The 16155-nt window shown below is 54.6% G+C and carries 14 protein-coding genes; 7 read left to right on the top strand and 7 right to left on the bottom strand.

Features of this window, described 5'->3' with window-relative positions; all coding sequences use genetic code 11:
- The first annotated feature begins 113 nt into the window (after positions 1 to 113).
- The gene (gene tynA / locus HV242_RS10215; RefSeq protein WP_050736743.1) at positions 114 to 2390 is read left to right on the top strand and encodes a primary-amine oxidase; all 2277 of its coding nucleotides are present in this window, start codon (positions 114 to 116) and stop codon (positions 2388 to 2390) included.
- Positions 2391 to 2651: 261 nt separating this feature from the next.
- The gene (locus HV242_RS10210) at positions 2652 to 3758 is read left to right on the top strand and encodes a GGDEF domain-containing protein (RefSeq protein WP_050736742.1); all 1107 of its coding nucleotides are present in this window, start codon (positions 2652 to 2654) and stop codon (positions 3756 to 3758) included.
- Between the two features lie 41 nt (positions 3759 to 3799).
- Here HV242_RS10210 and HV242_RS10205 read toward each other — a convergent pair whose 3' ends face one another.
- Complete coding sequence (locus tag HV242_RS10205; protein WP_050736741.1) at positions 3800 to 5299, bottom strand: aldehyde dehydrogenase family protein; 1500 nt, start codon at positions 5297 to 5299, stop codon at positions 3800 to 3802.
- A 241-nt stretch (positions 5300 to 5540) separates the two neighbouring features.
- On the opposite strand from HV242_RS10205, the gene feaR reads away from it, so the two are divergent.
- Positions 5541 to 6449 carry a transcriptional regulator FeaR gene (gene feaR / locus HV242_RS10200; protein ID WP_050736740.1) on the top strand — a complete coding sequence of 303 codons (909 nt, stop codon included), beginning with the start codon at positions 5541 to 5543 and terminating at the stop codon, positions 6447 to 6449.
- Here feaR and HV242_RS10195 read toward each other — a convergent pair whose 3' ends face one another.
- The 4 genes from HV242_RS10195 to HV242_RS10180 all read right to left on the bottom strand — a co-directional run bounded on the left by HV242_RS10195 (position 6450) and on the right by HV242_RS10180 (position 10143).
- Positions 6450 to 6767 (bottom strand): YdbL family probable chaperone protein, encoded by a 318-nt coding sequence (locus tag HV242_RS10195; protein ID WP_014169919.1) that lies wholly within the window; start codon positions 6765 to 6767, stop codon positions 6450 to 6452.
- Positions 6768 to 6774: 7 nt separating this feature from the next.
- Complete coding sequence (locus HV242_RS10190) at positions 6775 to 6966, bottom strand: YnbE family lipoprotein (protein ID WP_014169918.1); 192 nt, start codon at positions 6964 to 6966, stop codon at positions 6775 to 6777.
- Positions 6963 to 9602 carry a YdbH family protein gene (locus HV242_RS10185; protein WP_014169917.1) on the bottom strand — a complete coding sequence of 880 codons (2640 nt, stop codon included), beginning with the start codon at positions 9600 to 9602 and terminating at the stop codon, positions 6963 to 6965. Before HV242_RS10185 ends, HV242_RS10190 begins: the two co-directional genes overlap by 4 nt.
- A 217-nt stretch (positions 9603 to 9819) precedes the next feature.
- The gene (locus tag HV242_RS10180) at positions 9820 to 10143 is read right to left on the bottom strand and encodes a hypothetical protein (protein WP_020884249.1); all 324 of its coding nucleotides are present in this window, start codon (positions 10141 to 10143) and stop codon (positions 9820 to 9822) included.
- A gap of 252 nt (positions 10144 to 10395) precedes the next feature.
- Here HV242_RS10180 and HV242_RS10175 point away from each other — a divergent pair, with 252 nt between their 5' ends.
- Positions 10396 to 11385, top strand: coding sequence for a 2-hydroxyacid dehydrogenase (locus tag HV242_RS10175; protein ID WP_050736739.1), 990 nt, complete (start codon positions 10396 to 10398; stop codon positions 11383 to 11385).
- Positions 11386 to 11423: 38 nt separating this feature from the next.
- Here the strand turns inward: HV242_RS10175 and HV242_RS10170 are convergent, their stop codons facing one another.
- The gene (locus HV242_RS10170) at positions 11424 to 12620 is read right to left on the bottom strand and encodes an MFS transporter (RefSeq protein ID WP_049022805.1); all 1197 of its coding nucleotides are present in this window, start codon (positions 12618 to 12620) and stop codon (positions 11424 to 11426) included.
- 219 nt (positions 12621 to 12839) lie between these two features.
- On the opposite strand from HV242_RS10170, the gene HV242_RS10165 reads away from it, so the two are divergent.
- The 3 genes from HV242_RS10165 (at position 12840) to iraP (ending at position 14876) form a co-directional block, all read left to right on the top strand.
- A complete protein-coding gene (locus HV242_RS10165; protein WP_072126414.1) occupies positions 12840 to 13448 on the top strand; it encodes a TetR/AcrR family transcriptional regulator in 609 nt (202 codons plus the stop codon).
- A gap of 51 nt (positions 13449 to 13499) precedes the next feature.
- Complete coding sequence (locus HV242_RS10160) at positions 13500 to 14405, top strand: alpha/beta fold hydrolase (RefSeq protein WP_049022938.1); 906 nt, start codon at positions 13500 to 13502, stop codon at positions 14403 to 14405.
- A 135-nt stretch (positions 14406 to 14540) separates the two neighbouring features.
- A complete protein-coding gene (gene iraP / locus HV242_RS10155; protein ID WP_063858440.1) occupies positions 14541 to 14876 on the top strand; it encodes an anti-adapter protein IraP in 336 nt (111 codons plus the stop codon).
- Between the two features lie 88 nt (positions 14877 to 14964).
- On the opposite strand, the gene asd is transcribed toward iraP, so the two are convergent.
- Positions 14965 to 16083 carry an aspartate-semialdehyde dehydrogenase gene (gene asd / locus HV242_RS10150; RefSeq protein ID WP_020884253.1) on the bottom strand — a complete coding sequence of 373 codons (1119 nt, stop codon included), beginning with the start codon at positions 16081 to 16083 and terminating at the stop codon, positions 14965 to 14967.
- Between the last annotated feature and the right edge of the window lie 72 nt (positions 16084 to 16155).

The raw sequence follows: 16155 nt of genomic DNA, 5'->3' as shown, positions 1-16155 counted from the left end.
TTAACCTGGCAAGACTAACAAATAACCTGGCAGATGCAGGCAAACGCTTTTCTCGGGCGCCTGTCAGGATAAGGCTGTCACAACACAATAAACACAACAAGATGAGGTCTACGATGGGAAGCAATTCTTCTTTTTCTGCCCGTAGAACGGCACTGGCTATGGCCGTTGCGCTGTGTTGCGCCTGGCAATCACCTGTTTTCGCACACGGCAGTGAGGCGCATATGGTCCCGATGGACAAAACGCTGCAGGCGTTTGGCGCCGATGTGCAGTGGGATGATTACGCACAGATGTTCACCCTTGCGAAGGACGGGGCATATGTGAAGGTCAAGCCCGGCGCGAAAACCGCTATTGTGAACGGCAAAACCCTCACGCTGCAGGTGCCGGTGGTCATGAAAGGCAAAAAAGCGTTCATCTCCGAGACCTTCATCAACGACGTTTTCCAGTCGGGTCTCGACCAGACCTTCCAGGTTGAAAAACGCCCTCACCCGTTAAACGCGCTAACGGCTGACGAAATTAAGCAAGCCGTGGAGATTGTGAAAGGCTCTGCGGATTTTAAACCGAACACCCGCTTCACCCAGATAGCCCTGGCCGAACCCGAGAAAGCCAAAGTGTGGGACTTTGTGCTCAACGGCACGGCGGTGGACTCTCCCCGCCAGGCGAACATCACCATGCTGGACGGGAAACACGTTATTGAAAGTCTGGTGGACCTGAAGGATAAAAAGATCCTGCGCTGGGACGCCATTAAAGATGCCCACGGCATGGTGCTGCTGGATGATTTTGCGACCGTTCAGCAGATCATCAACGAGAGTGCAGAGTTTGCCGAGGTTCTGAAAAAGCGCGGCATTACCGATACGAAGAAAGTGATCACCACGCCACTGACCGTCGGCTATTTTGACGGCAAAGATGGCCTGAAACAGGAAGACCGGTTGCTGAAAGTGGTGAGCTATCTGGACGTGGGCGACGGCAACTACTGGGCGCACCCGATTGAGAACCTGGTGGCAGTGGTCGACCTTGAGCAGAAGAAGATCCAGAAGATTGAAGAAGGTGCCGTTGTGCCGGTGCCGATGACGCCGCGTCCGTATGATGGACGTGACCGCATTAACACGCCGAAAAAACCGCTTAACATTATTGAACCAGAAGGCAAAAACTACACCATTACCGGCGATATGATTCACTGGCAGAACTGGGATTTCCATCTGAGTCTGGATTCCCGCGTGGGCCCAATGATTTCGACCGTCACCTACAATGATAACGGCAAAAAACGCCAGATTATGTATCAGGGCTCCCTGGGCGGGATGATCGTCCCTTACGGTGACCCTGACGTGGGCTGGTACTTCAAAGCCTATCTGGATTCCGGCGATTACGGCATGGGCACCCTGACCTCTCCGCTGGTGCGCGGCAAAGACGTGCCGTCCAACGCCGTGATGATCAATGAAACCATTGCCGATTATACCGGTGCGCCGATGGAGATCCCCCGCGCCATCGCCATTTTTGAACGCTACGCAGGACCGGAATATAAACACCAGGAGATGGGTCAGCCTAACGTCAGTACCGAGCGGCGCGAGCTGGTGGTTCGCTGGGTGAGCACCGTTGGCAACTACGACTATATTTTCGACTGGGTATTCCACGAAAATGGCACCATCGGGATTGATGCCGGTGCAACGGGGATTGAGGCGGTGAAAGGCGTACAGGCGAAAACGATGCATGACCCTACTGCCAAAGACGATACCCGATACGGCACATTAATTGATCACAACATCGTCGGGACCACCCACCAGCACATCTATAACTTCCGTCTCGATATGGATGTGGATGGCATCAACAACACGCTGGTGGCAATGGATCCACAGGTGAAACCGAACACCGCCGGCGGCCCGCGAACCAGCACCATGCAGATCAATCAGTACGCTATTGATACCGAGCAGCAGGCGGCGCAGAAATTTGACCCGGGCACCATTCGTCTGCTGAGCAACACCAGCAAAGAGAACCGCATGGGGAACCCAATTTCGTATCAGATAATCCCTTACGCCGGGGGGACGCACCCGGTGGCGACCGGCGCGAAATTTGCCCCGGACGAGTGGATCTATCACCGCCTGAGCTTTATGGATAAACAGCTGTGGGTCACGCGTTACCATCCGGATGAGATGTACCCGGAGGGCAAATTCCCAAACCGCTCAACCCACGATACGGGGCTTGGCAAATACAGCAAAGATAACGAGTCGCTAAACGATCAGGATGACGTCGTCTGGATGACCACCGGCACAACCCACGTCGCGCGCGCCGAAGAGTGGCCAATCATGCCAACGGAATGGGTGCATACCCTGCTCAAACCGTGGAACTTCTTCGACGAAACGCCGACACTCGGCAGGAAAAAAGACGCGCAGAAATAAAAACAGACCGGGCGTAATGCCCGGTTTTTTATTTGCTGACTGTCTCGTCCTGCTTATCGTTATCTTACTCCAGCCATTCTTTAACACCTTCTGCTGACTAGTCTTAAGTTCCGTCGTGACAGCGCCCAACGCGATGCCATACTTGGCTGTATGGGTTAGCTCTTATGGTTTAATATTGTGACACCGTAACGGCGATATGTTCGGACGGTTCCTCCGCCCGTTCCTGTCTCACTTGCTCCCAGAAAAGGATAAAGAGCATTTATGGAAAAAAGAAAAAAAACGACGCCAGAGCGGGCTGCCTGGCCGACGCGTCAGGCGATGGTCATGCACGGGCTGGCGATGAACCTGCCGTGGCTGGCATTCGTCAACATCAGCTTCGCCGTGATGATCCTGCTGCGCCACGTCTCGCTTAAGCCCGACGACCCCCTCTACCTCCGGTCGCTGCCTCTGCTGAAGTTTATCGATGCCTCGATGTTCGGCATTATTATTCTGTCAGCTGCGTTAATCATCATGGCCTGGCGACGTATTGCCGGCATCAGCGTGGTGCTCTTTTTCTGTAGCGTCATCTGGTCGATATCCTGTTTCTGGTTTATCACCGATCTGTTGCTGCCTCACGTCTGGCCCCTGTGCGCGATTCTGTTACTTGCCGGGTTGACGGCGCTCTACTTTTACCCCCATGGGTTACTCTCCTTCGTGATCCCGCTCTGGGTCACGCTACCGGTCGCAAGCTGGGTACTCAATGATGGTGTCAACCTTCACTTTGCCGCCGTCTGGACCGTCTTTACGCTGATTTTGCTCTGCGGGCGTTTCATCCTGATAAGCTGGTTTGATGAAGCCTGGCGACGTAACCAGCAAAACCAGTTGTTGATTTCGCGGCTGGAAGCGCTGGCGCATCAGGATCCGTTAACCCAGACCGCCAACCGTCGCAAGATGGAAGTGGTACTGGAGAATGCCGTTGAGCAGAAAAAAGCCTTCTCGCTGATTATGCTGGATATAGATTATTTCAAACTTTACAACGACACCTATGGTCATCAGGCCGGTGACGAATGTTTGACCCGCGTGGCGCAGGTGCTCCGGCAGTCGGTGCGAACACCTGACGATGTCGTGTCTCGCTACGGCGGTGAAGAGTTTGTGGTGATCCTCTTTGATTGCCCGGAAAACACAGCCGAAAAAGTTGCCATGCGTATTCAGGACGGCCTGCGCGCGGAGGCAATAGCGCACGATGCCTCAAAAATCAGCGATCACGTCACCGTAAGCATGGGCATTGCAGGAATGGCAGAGGGTCTGGCGGGGACGGAGATTATCGCCCGCGCCGATGAGGCGCTGTACCGGGCGAAAGCGGCCGGACGGGACCGCTGGTCACGATAGCCGTGTCGGGTGGCCGTTGCGCCAGCCCGACACGCTTTGTTTTAATATCGCACACATACCGATTTGGTTTCACACCAGCCATCCAGCCAGTCCGGGCCGAAATCGCGCCCGGTGCCGGACTGCTTCATGCCACCAAACGGCAGGTTGGCGTCGATCAGCGTATGGCTGTTCACCCAGACGGTCCCCGCCTGCAGCCGGTCGGTGTATTCCAGCGCCTTGCTGATATTTTGCGTCCAGACGCTGGCCGTCAGCCCGTATTCGGTGTCGTTGGCCAGCGCCAGCGCTTCTTCGCCATCCGCGACGCGCACCAGGTTGACCACCGGGCCGAACACTTCTTCGCGGGTGAGTCGCAGCGCGGCATCCGGGTTCACCACCAGCGTCGGCGACACGTAATAACCTTTGCCATCCGGCCCCCTGTTACCGGTGATCAACTCCGCATTGCGCGATTTTGCCTCGTCGAGGAAAGTCTGCACTTTATCGCAGTGCGCGCGGGAGACCAGCGGGTTGATGAACGCCTCCGGCGACATGCCCGGCCCGACGCTCAGGGATTTCACCGCCTGTTCAAACCCGCTGACCAGCGTGTCAAACAGCGGCGCTTCAATATAGATACGGGAGCTCGCCGCACAAACCTGCCCCTGGTTCAGGAAACTGCCGGTCATCAGGCCTTCAATTACCCAGGCCGGGTCAGCATCTTTCAGCACGATAGCCGGGTTTTTACCCCCCAGCTCCAGCGTCACCCCCGTGAGCGTATCCGCCGCCGCGCGGGCAATTTGCTTGCCTGTCGCCGTTGAGCCAGTAAAGCTCACTTTGGCAATATGCGGATGTGAGGTCAGCGCGGCACCGCACACCGCACCGCTTCCCGTGACCACATTAAACACCCCGTCGGGGATGCCCGCTTCACTTGCCAGTTCCGCCACGCGCAGCATCGTGAGCGGCGTGGTTTCTGAAGGCTTAATGACAATGGAACACCCCGCCGCCAGCGCAGGCATGACTTTCCACATCCCGATCATCAGCGGGAAGTTCCACGGCACAATCCCGGCCACCACGCCAACCGGCTCTTTGCGCGTCCACGCCTGATAGCGGGCCCCCTGCGGTAAGGGGATGGAGAGGTCGAGGGTTTTACCGGCAATTTTCGTGGTAAGCCCTGCGGTATAGCGCATCCAGTTCAGGGTGCAGCCCACTTCAAAGGCGCGGGAGATATGAATGGATTTCCCCTGCTCCAGCGTCTCAAGCTGGGCCAGCTCTTCGCTGTGCTGCTCAACCAGATCGGCGAAATGCAGCAGGATACGCTCACGTTCCGCCGGTAATTTTCCGGCCCAGCTACGGGCAACAAATGCACGCCAGCCGGACATCACGGCGCGGTCGACATCATCAATGCTGGCATCGGCGGTGGAAGCGATGACGTCGCCCGTTGCCGGGTTATAGACATTGAGCCGCTTTTCACTGTCCGACGCGGCCTGACGCCCTTCAATCCACAGGCCATGATGTCGGTCTAAAAACTGCTGTACGGCAGGCTGAACGGCTACCTGAGATTCAGACATAGGGTACTCCTTCGTTTTTATTCGCAGGGTGTTAATGCAGTCTAAGAGGGGTTTTGGATTCTCGCTTTTGTCTCTGTGACATTCGCTTTGCCACCTGTGACAGGCTCCGCAAATCGTGATAATTCCGTCTTATAACGCTGTTACCGGTGAGTGTTCTTTCCTATAGTCAGCCTCATAGCTCTGACAAAATGCAACACAAATGCAACAATGCAAAAACATTGACGGTGCAGCGAGATAAGCGATGGCGTGTGCAAGCGAAGAGGAACAGTATCAACAGTGGCTGGCACAAATTAACCAGGTCTGCGGGCGTTTTAATGCGCGTCCGCTGGAGGGGGAATTCGTCGGCGAGCTGGAAACCAGCTATGCCCGTAGCCTGAAGTTAAGCACCGTAACCGCAGGTGGCGTTAACCTGTTCCGATCCCGCCATGAGATTAACGACAGTAACGATGCCTGGTTCTACACCGTATTTCAGCTGGAAGGCAGCGCGGAGATTGAACAGGACGACCGCCGCGCGGTGCTGAAGACCGGCGATATCACGCTGCTTGATGCTTCCCGCCCGTGCTCCATTGCCTGGCATGAAAAATCCCGCCAGATTTCGCTGCTGGTTCCGCGCCAGATTATTGAGCAACAGTGTCGTTTTCAGGAGGTAAGATGCGCGCTCACCCTTTCGCGCACGCTGCCCACCGTTCAGTTAAGCCACCACCTGCTGATGGAAAGTATGGGGAATGCCGATCTGAGTGACCGGGAGAGTGAAGCGGCGCTGGAAGCGATGATCTGTCTGCTTCGGCCCGCGTTCCAGCAGCGCGACGTGGCTCAGCCACGTAAAGAACGCCTGTTCCGCAATGTGCTGTCATTGATTGACGATCATATTCAGTCTGAATCACTGCGACCGGAATGGATTGCCGCACAGAGCGGGATGTCGGTGCGAAGCCTCTACCGCATGTTTGCTGATAAGGGGCTGGTGGTCGCCCAGTACATTAAAAACCGCCGTCTCGACCTGTGCGCACAAGTGTTGCGCTCCGCCAGCGATGATGAAAAGCTGGCGGGCATTGGCTACAGCTGGGGCTTTTCCGACCACAGCCATTTTTCAACCGCTTTTAAGCAACGTTTTGGCGTCTCGCCTGGCGAATATCGTAAGCGCTTTCGCTAACTACTTCTTCAGCCATTTCCCGTTGATGCCTTTCACGTACTCGCCCGGCTGGGCGCGGGCAACCAGCTTTTGCCCTGCCATTTTCGCCACTTCATCCACCGGCAGATTGTTGCTGTCAGCCAGCTTCTGATAGCTTTCCGTGCGCGCGGCGTTAATGCGATTGACCAGCGCCAGGGTTTCCGCATCCTGTTTGATTGGCGCAAGATAACCGCTCAGGGTTTCCCCCACGCGCCCCTGCGTCCGGGCGTCATTTAAGGTCAGCGTTGCCGCCTGCACGTTCATGCCGAGCGCCAGTAACATCAGAGCTAATCGTTTCATGGCATCCTCAGAACAGATCGCTGCGTGATTTCAGCAGGGTTTCAACGTCTTTATCGACCTTAATGTGGATCTCATGTTCGATTTTGACATTCATATTGATGGTAATCGGCTCCTTCGGCGCGGCGACTTCAATGCGCGGCGTACAGCCGGTCAGTAGCGCGGCAACGGCAACGGTGAGCACACCAGCCATCTTTTTCATTGTTGTTCCTCACTTTCCTTGCCAGTCGAACTGCGGATACCAGGTATTGCCGCGTGTTGCTCAAACCAGGTTTGCAGGTTGTCTCCAAAACGCAGGCTACGCCAGAGGGTAAAGACATTCTCTTCATGGGTATAGTTCAGATTAACGTAGCTGCTTTTACCCTCTACCCGGCTGGTTCCCTTAAGGGTCGCCTGCATGGTTAATTCACCCAGATTATCTAAATTGATTCTTGTCCACGAGCGAGAAATTTCCATATAGCGCAGCCAGTTAATTGCGGCGCCCGCCACCATATTATCTTTTACGATGGCGTCAGCCGTGTCTTTATCGATACGCAGCGTCATCGGGCCGGGGTTGGTCAGCCAGCCATCTTTGATGATCCATTTTTCATTGTCCAGCCAGAATGGCAGCGCCCCGCTCACCGGGCCAGACATCGCAAACTGCTTCGGATTAACGGCACTGATCAGCTCGCTGGAGGAGATATTGTCTACCCGCAACAGCGCCGGATCATGTTGCGGCATCCTCAACTGCTGCATGGTGATTTTTCCGCCGAGGGTTTCCACCTTCACATTGGTGAGCAGAAGCGGGTTCGCCTCACTCCAGGGGTAGTCACCCTGCAGGTCCGCCGTGATATTTCGCGCGGTCACCAGGTTTACCACCTCGCCAATCCGCAAGGTTACCGGGCCGCGCGTTCCCAGCGACCAGGTGCCCTCACTAAACCGGAACGGCAGGACAAAGTCGACGCCGTTGATCTGGTTGTCTGGCATCCAGGCGCTACCGGCTTTCAGCACGCCGTGACCGCCCGCCTCAAAGCCCTGACCCGCGGCGGCCGAGAAGGCCACCTGCGCATACAGTTCGCCGTCACGCAGCGTCATTTTCCAGTCTGGCGGGATCAACGGCTGGAACACGGTGAGCGATTGTTTCGGCCACCAGGCCTGCCCGCGAAGGCGTTCCCCGTCCCAGCGTCCGTTCACCTGTACCGGTCCGATAGCATCGGCATGCAGATCGCCCTTGAACTGGAACAGTGTCGGGTCTGTTCCGTCTACGCTGAAGGTCAGCACCGACGGCGGCAATACGCTGCCGCCGCTGAAACGGGTTTGCCCGGCATTCAGCGACAGCGCTCCGCTGAACGTCGGCTTGTCAGGATCGCGATACCAGCGCACCGGGTTATCCAGCACCAGACGGGGTTTACTGACCTCCATGGCACCGTACTTGAGCTGGTCGAAACCGGTTGAAAGCGCGGTCAGCTCAATAAGTTTGTCGCGCCATTCGCCTTTTCCGGCAACATCCCAGCGCGCATTCATTGGGGTGAAGCCCCCTTTGCCCCAGTAGCGCCACTGCCACAGGCCGTTGTCGGGTAAAAAGTCACTGGCCTGGCCATCCAGATGCAGTTCAAAATCACCCATCTCGTTCTCGTGCGCCCGCAAAATGGCCTGCAGGCGTCCATCGACACCCTTTTGGGTCAGCCTGACGCCCGCCAGCGGCCAGCGAATTTCATCAATATCCAGTGAATCGATAATGCGACCACGTGAGCGCAGCAGCGCGCCCGGCTCAAAGGAGAGCTGTGGTTCATACAGGCTTCCGGTCAGTTTTGCCGGCAGTCTGGCATAGAGCACCAGGTCGTTATGTTTCGCCTCGCCACTCAGATGAAGCGGCATGTCGCTTTGTTCCATACTGAGCCTGCCCGGTCCGATATTCAGCACCGCGTTGCCCTTCCCCGCATCCCCTTGAGTGAGCACATTCAGACGCCCGGTCAGGGTCGCTTTCTCAAGCCCCGCCTGCCAGTTATCGACACGAAGGCCAACGCGCCCGCTCAGCGGCATGCCGGAAAGGTTCCAGTTCCAGCGTCCGTCACTGATATTCAGCTGTTCCGCGGTTATTTGCCACGGCAGATCGAGCAGCGGATCGGGGTTATCCCGCGCCATGACCACCAGTTGCCCCTGATTGGCTTCCCAGTCGAGATCGGCATCGACCAGCGAGGTTAACTGTGGCACGTTAAAGGTCGCAACCGCATGGCCTTTAACCGGCACGCCGTCCGGCACCAGCGGCAGGGTGAATTGTCCCACCAGTTTTATCGGCTGTGGCTGGTCGGGAAGTTGTACATCGAACTGGGTGACAGAGAGGGTCTGACCGCGGAGCATCCCTTTAATACTGACCTGCTCACCGTTGTAGGCAATCTCCTGACGCGCGGGCGTCAGCGACGCCTGAAGTTCTCCCTGCCACTGCTGCCAGGGCGAGAGCGTCAGACGATGGACAGTAAGCCAGGTATTCGGTAACACCGCCTGCCACTGCGCCAGCGTTTTGGGCGCGACCGTGGACGGTGCGGACTGGGGAATTTTATTGAGGCAAACGGAGTTCAGTTCGAGCGCGCCGACATCCAGTTTCCAGCGGCTGGGGTGCGACAGGGTCGCGTTATCGACTCGGGCAATTTCGCAGTCATCCACAAGATAGCGAAGATCGGGGATGATCAGGGCATGACGCGTGAGTCTGGGACTTTGTTCAAAGGCGATGCGTGTCCCGACAGGAAGCCAGATCCCGGCAAGGGTTGGTACCCACTGGGCAAGGGTCATCAGCAGCGTCAGCGGCACCAGAATGAACAGCAGTAAGAGCGCGATTGCGGCTTTGTATGTACCCCTCATGGGCAGTTAATATCCTGATTTAGCGAAAGAATTAAGCCGACAGTGCCGATCATTGTCGCATGTTTAGCCAGTCAGTTGAAGAGAATGCCAAATTTAAGGATAGATGCTCTGACCGTATGCGCTAAAAATTTTATTATACTTAACGTCAATAAGTCATCTTAAATTCAATGGGTTAGGCTGTATTTCAAGACGACCTTCAGCGTTGTAGCGTCAAAAGTTAGAATTTGTTGCGCGGCATTGCCAGCAGGTAAACCATCGCAAAAACCAGGGAACCCCAGTACACGGAGTCATACCGATAAGGATCAAAATCTATGTGCAAAAATCCATTCACAAACTCATGACCATTCGCAAAAATGTTTATCTGTACGGCAGCGACTGCAATCACGAGCAATGTATAAGCAATGAAGAGAGGGTATTTGCGGAGTCGGTTGATTTTTATCTTCCCCAGATACAGGAGGACAAAAATTGCAATAGATACAATAAAATAGCAAAAAGCGGGCCACATAGGTGGGTTTAGGGATAACTCAAGTTGTGGTGACATAATCAATTCTCTTTAGCAATCTGGTACATCTGCCATCCTGTAACGCTTCCACTTCGCCCACCTTCTGACACCTCCGCCCCAGGGTGCATCAAATCTATACTTAAGCAGGGGTGTAGATTGAATATCATAGAGTTAACGGGTAAAGATGCTCTAAAATAATTGATAGAACTTATTGAATTCAATAATATTTCAGAAATTGTAAGATAATTTTAATCATGCTAACGTGAATGCAAAATCACTGGAGAAAGTCTTATGAAACTCGCGGTATATAGCACAAAGCAGTACGACAAAAAGTATCTGCAACATGTTAACGAGGCTTACGGGTTTGAGCTTGAATTTTTCGACTTTCTGCTGTCCGAAAAAACCGCCAAAACGGCGCACGGCTGTGAAGGCGTTTGCATTTTTGTGAATGATGATGGCAGCCGTCCGGTGCTGGAAGAGTTGAAAAAACAGGGCGTGAAATATATCGCCCTGCGCTGCGCTGGTTTCAACAACGTAGATCTTGATGCCGCAAAAGAGCTGGGGCTGAAGGTGGTCCGCGTCCCGGCATATTCTCCGGAAGCGGTCGCGGAACATGCCATCGGTATGATGATGTCACTGAACCGTCGTATTCACCGTGCTTATCAACGTACCCGTGACGCCAACTTCTCTCTGGAAGGGCTGACCGGCTTTACCATGTACGGTAAAACCGCGGGCGTTATCGGTACCGGTAAGATTGGCGTCGCCGCCCTGCGCATTCTGAAAGGGTTTGGTATGCGTCTGCTGGCGTTTGATCCTTACCCAAGCGCTGCCGCGCTGGATCTGGGCGTGGAATATGTCGACCTGCCGACGCTGTTTTCACAGTCTGACGTTATCTCCCTGCACTGTCCGCTGACGCCGGAAAACTATCACCTGCTCAACCAGGCGGCGTTTGACCAGATGAAAGATGGCGTGATGATCATCAACACCAGCCGCGGCGGGTTGATTGATTCCCAGGCCGCTATTGAAGCGCTGAAGACCCAGAAGATTGGCGCGCTGGGGATGGACGTGTATGAGAATGAGCGCGATCTGTTCTTTGAAGACAAATCTAATGACGTGATCCAGGACGACGTATTCCGCCGTCTGTCTGCCTGCCATAACGTCCTGTTCACCGGACACCAGGCGTTTCTGACTGCCGAAGCGCTGATCAGCATTTCAGAAACCACGCTGGGGAACTTGCAGCAGCTGGAAAAGGGTGAAGAGTGCCCTAACACTATCGTGTAAATCTATATGCCGGGTGCGGCTCTGCCCTGCCCGGCCAGCTACGCCCGGTCTGGTTTCCAGCACCGGTGAGCAAAGCGCCACCAGAGCAGGACAGCCAGCAGCGCAATGGCGCTGAGCACGCTAAAGGCCGTCGCAAAAGAGTAATGACCGGCAATCGTGCCGGTTAACGCCGGGCTCATTGCTGCCCCGACACCCTGCATCAGCATGACCACGCTCTGCCCGGCATTCACGTGCCCACTCCCGCGCAACAGCACCACGATAAACGACGGCACGACAACGCCCAGGATCCCCGCGGCCAGACCATCAAGAATTTGTACCGGGATCATCATCAACGGGGCGTCTGTGGAGGCTGCCAGTGCCGCCCGAACGGGCATAATAAGCAGGGCCAGCATGATGAAACGCCAGTAACCGTAGCGCTCAATTCGACCTGCCACCCCCATGGCGACGGGGATCATCACCGCCTGAGAAATGATGACGGTGGCCGCCGCAAATAATCCGGGATTGATGGTTGCCGGTGCCGCAGCAACCCTCATGCTCAGCATCGGCAGCAGTGCGGCATTGGCCAGATGGAACAGCAGCAGCGTCAGCCCGGTTATCAACAGCGCCCGGTTTTTAATCAGCACCGCGACGCCGGGGACCGGTTGACGGTCTGAAGAGGTCAGCCCCCGCGCCGCATCGTTGTCGATATCTGTATGACGAATGGCAAGCAGCGCGCACAACGTCAGAAGCGTCGTACAGGTCATCAGCAGGAAAATGCCCCCGACGCCCCAGAACCAGGCAATGCCGCCTGCAATCACCGCCGTCAGGAAATTGCCGGCGTGGTTGAACGCCTCGTTCTTCCCCATCTGCGCGCTAAACCCGCTCGGGCCCGTCAGACCCAGCGTAATACCCGCAATCAGTGGCCCCACAAACGCCGCGCAGATACCGGTGATAATTTGCGAGACGGCGACGACGCCGCTCTGCTGACTAAACCAGAGCAGCAGCGTACTCAGCGTAATGGCGATACAAAGCAGTGCCAGAACCGAACGCTTATTGCGGGAGGTATCCGTAATAAATCCCGCCGGCAGCGTTGCCAGTAATCCCGCCAGCCCCCCGGCGGTCATCAGGATGCCGATATCATCCGGGGTCCAGTGACGTTCCGTCAGGAAGATGCCGAGAAAGGGCCCGAGGCCATCGCGAACATCAGCAATGAAAAAACTTGTCAGGCACAACGCCCGCAGTGAACGAAGAGACATACTTCCTGCCTTTTGCATATTGGCTGGCTCTGTTAGCGACGGCCTGTACGTTCGACGCCCTGTTAAAATCACGATGCAGTATACCGGAGCGTGTTGAAGCTAAAATGACCTCTCCACTCTTCTGCCGCGGCAAACTCTTTTTATAGAACTTCACGCTTTCCAGATACGCCCATTTATGGGAGTATTTAGGAATCGATTGTTTCCTAAATGATGAACACAATGTCTGAGAAGCTACAGAACGCACGCGAGCGCGGACGTCCGCGGCAGTTTGATCTCGATGCGGCCCTGGATCTGGCGATGCCGGTATTCAGAGAAAAGGGTTACCACAGCGCGTCGATAAGTGACCTGAGCGACGCGATGCAGCTCACTGCGGGCAGTATTTATAAAGCCTTTCACGATAAACGTGGCCTGTTCCTGCAGGTATTCGCGCGTTATACCTCCCTGCGCAATCAATCGTTGCGCGAGCGTCTGGCGCGACAACCTGATGGCCGGGCCAAAATAGCCGAGCTGCTGAACTTTTATCTTGAATCGGCCAGCGCTGTCGAAGGACGCCGCGGCTGCCTGGTGGTCGGCAGCACCCTTGAACTCAGCCAGTTTGACGGCGAAATTGCCGGGCTGGTGCAGAGCGCGCTTGCGCGAAATCAGCACGCGATCCTCCAGCTGATCGAACAGGGTATGCATGACGGTTCAGTTAATTCGCGACACGACGCGCAGGCGTTGAGCGGCGTTTTGCTGTGCCTGGTCCTGGGCATGCGTGTGGCGGGCAAAGCCGGAGAATTACCGGCACGCGAACGGCTGGTAGAGACGGTGATGGCGCTACTCGCCTAAAAAATTTATCCATAAAGGAAATGATCATTTCCTAAATAGCTGGAGGTAGTCATGTCTGAGAATTCAATCCCCCTTCCGTGGTCGCAGCCTGTCGCGGGCTTGCCCGATTTTGCGCACTATTACTCAACGGTTGATGGGGTTCGTCTGCACTATGTCAGAGGCGGACAGACGCAAGGTGAAACAATCGTGCTGCTTGCAGGCTTCCCGCAAAGCGGGTTTGCCTGGCATAAGGTGATGGCTCTTTTAGCCGATCGTTACGATATCATTGCACTCGACCTCCCGGGCCAGGGCGACTCCGATAAGCCACAGTCTGGCTACGATACCCTTACGCTTGCCAGTTCGGTTTTTGGGCTGGTGCAGACACTCGGGATCACAAGACATTACCTGGCCGCCCACGATGTAGGTGCATGGGTTGCCTGGCCGTATGCCCTGCGTTATGAACAGCAGGTAATCAAGCTGGCTCTGCTTGATGCCGGTATCCCGGGTATTACTTTGCCGGACGCCCTGCCCGCGACGCCAGAAAAAGCCTGGAAAACCTGGCACTTCGCGTTTCATCTTCTCCCCGACCTGCCGGAAGCCTTAATTAGCGGGCGTGAAGAGATTTACCTCGAATGGTTCCTGCGGCGAAAAACCGCCAGTCCGATGGCCTTTAGCGATGCGGATATCGCCCGGTATGTCCGCCTGATGCAGCAAAACGGCGCGCTGCGTGCCGGGCTGGCCCCTTACAGAGAAGCGGCGGTCTCCGCTGTTCAGAACCGGACGCTGGCTGAAACGCAAAAACTTCGGGTGCCGCTGCTGGCCGTCAGTGCCGATCAGGGTTCGATTGCCGATATGGCTGCCCCGCTTCGCCAGTTTGCAGAGACGGTGAGTGGCATTACGCTTGCTCATTGCGGTCATTTCATTCCGGATGAACAACCTCAGGCCCTGAGTGAGGCCCTGGCAGACTTCTTCCGTTAACAGGAAGCGCACGGTGTTGATCACTGCTGGCACCGTGCCCTGCTTCATCAACAAAGACAATTGCTGTCGCCATAAAATAAACCTCGCTCAAAATTTATTAAGGAGTTAATCTCGCAAAGAAAATAAGGGGGCATTATGAAAAACTTGATACTCAGTGTTATCGCAAAAATTTCCAAAATGGACGCTGAAGCTAAAGAGCTGGCGGCCAAAGTAGAAGCACAGTCTTTGTTGATAGGCGCGTTGTTACTGACCATTGGTAAAAATGGCGGTATGAACGAAATGCTCGAGAATGTCAGAAAAGCGATCAACGCGGCGCTTGAAGCAGCAGATACGCTGCTCAAATCCGACGCTGAAATGTTACTGAACGAATTCAATAACCTGATTTTATTAACCCAGCTACTCGAAACTAATGACTCAGAGATAAGTATCGAGTCGTTAAAGGAAGCCCCAGGCGAAACGGCCTCAGATTGAAACCCATTCCTAGAGGCTGGAGTTCAGTCTCCAGCTTCTCGTTAAACCCACGCCTTACGCGCAGCGCGCCATGACCGTGTGAGCGTGATTAGACTTTACCAAGCAGAATATTCAACATCCGTCGCAAGGGTTCCGCAGCGCCCCACAACAGCTGATCGCCGACCGTCAAAACCGAGTATATAGGGTCATTGTTAAGCGACATTTTCTTGTAACGGCCAATACCCACCTGCAGCGAACCGCTAATGTTAGCGGGAGTCAATTTACTGACACTGTCATCCTTATTATTGGGCACATAGTTAACCCATGGATGGGAATGCGTCACAAGCTCTGCAAATTCTTCTTCGCTGACTTCACGCTTGAGCTTCAGGGTTATTGCAGCACTATGGCAACGGATCACACCGACCCGAATACACAAGCCATTTACTGCAATCGTACCCGGAGAGAGACCAAGAATTTTGTTCGTTTCTGCCTCACCCTTCCATTCTTCTCTGCTATTACCATCCCCTAAATCGCTGTCAATCCATGGAATAATATTGCCCATTAAAGGCGCGCCGAAATTCTGGATGGGCATGTTAGCACTGGTAATTAATTCACTCACTTTATTGACTAAAGGAAGCACTGAACCTGAGGATTCCAGCTCATCAGAAGATAAATGTTTACTGATATAAGCGCTTTGAGCAATTAATTCCCGGACATATTTAGCACCCGCTCCGGATGCAGACTGATAGGTCATCACACTCATCCATTCTATCAGGTCAGCTTTAATTAACCCTGACAGTCCCATAAGACTCAGCGTAATGGAACAGTTGCCCCCAACAAAAAGTTTAATTCCCTCTTTGATGGCACGATCGATATTTGTGCGGTTGACCGGGTCGAGAATAATGCAGGCTTTTTCATCCATCCGGAGCGCTGAGGCCGCATCAATCCAGTAACCTTGCCAGCCATGGCTAATCAACGCCGGATAAATTGCTTTGGTATAATCCCCGCCCTGACAGGTTATGATGATATCCATTTCGGCCAGAGCGCTAATAGAATTAGCATCTTTGAGTGTGTGGTTGACGCCACCAATGACGGGACCAGCGGCACCTGCACTGGAAGTACTGTAAAAATGCGCGGAAATATTGTCGAAGTCGTTCTCTTCGACCATTCTTTGTAACAAAACAGAGCCCACCATTCCTCGCCAACCAACAATACCAACCTGCTTCATTTGCTTAACCTTAATGACGTTATGAGAATGTTAATTTTTCAAAAGATGTTATATCTCATCCCACATTAATGG

The organism is Enterobacter sp. RHBSTW-00593, assembly GCF_013784105.1.
GTDB lineage: Bacteria > Pseudomonadota > Gammaproteobacteria > Enterobacterales > Enterobacteriaceae > Enterobacter > Enterobacter ludwigii.
The sequence above is the reverse complement of the archived record's forward strand: the minus strand, read 5'-3'. Positions and strand labels throughout refer to the sequence as shown.

Bases quoted from the DNA above. Each gene is read 5' to 3' on its own strand.
- HV242_RS10195 (WP_014169919.1), bottom strand. From the start codon at position 6,767: ATGAAACGATTAGCTCTGATGTTACTGGCGCTCGGCATGAACGTGCAG.
- HV242_RS10185 (WP_014169917.1), bottom strand. From the start codon at position 9,602: ATGAGGGGTACATACAAAGCCGCAATCGCGCTCTTACTGCTGTTCATT.
- HV242_RS10160 (WP_049022938.1), top strand. From the start codon at position 13,500: ATGTCTGAGAATTCAATCCCCCTTCCGTGGTCGCAGCCTGTCGCGGGC.
- HV242_RS10170 (WP_049022805.1), bottom strand. From the start codon at position 12,620: ATGTCTCTTCGTTCACTGCGGGCGTTGTGCCTGACAAGTTTTTTCATT.
- HV242_RS10180 (WP_020884249.1), bottom strand. From the start codon at position 10,143: ATGTCACCACAACTTGAGTTATCCCTAAACCCACCTATGTGGCCCGCT.
- tynA (WP_050736743.1), top strand. From the start codon at position 114: ATGGGAAGCAATTCTTCTTTTTCTGCCCGTAGAACGGCACTGGCTATG.
- asd (WP_020884253.1), bottom strand. From the start codon at position 16,083: ATGAAGCAGGTTGGTATTGTTGGTTGGCGAGGAATGGTGGGCTCTGTT.
- HV242_RS10165 (WP_072126414.1), top strand. From the start codon at position 12,840: ATGTCTGAGAAGCTACAGAACGCACGCGAGCGCGGACGTCCGCGGCAG.
- HV242_RS10205 (WP_050736741.1), bottom strand. From the start codon at position 5,299: ATGTCTGAATCTCAGGTAGCCGTTCAGCCTGCCGTACAGCAGTTTTTA.
- HV242_RS10210 (WP_050736742.1), top strand. From the start codon at position 2,652: ATGGAAAAAAGAAAAAAAACGACGCCAGAGCGGGCTGCCTGGCCGACG.
- HV242_RS10175 (WP_050736739.1), top strand. From the start codon at position 10,396: ATGAAACTCGCGGTATATAGCACAAAGCAGTACGACAAAAAGTATCTG.
- HV242_RS10190 (WP_014169918.1), bottom strand. From the start codon at position 6,966: ATGAAAAAGATGGCTGGTGTGCTCACCGTTGCCGTTGCCGCGCTACTG.
- iraP (WP_063858440.1), top strand. From the start codon at position 14,541: ATGAAAAACTTGATACTCAGTGTTATCGCAAAAATTTCCAAAATGGAC.
- feaR (WP_050736740.1), top strand. From the start codon at position 5,541: ATGGCGTGTGCAAGCGAAGAGGAACAGTATCAACAGTGGCTGGCACAA.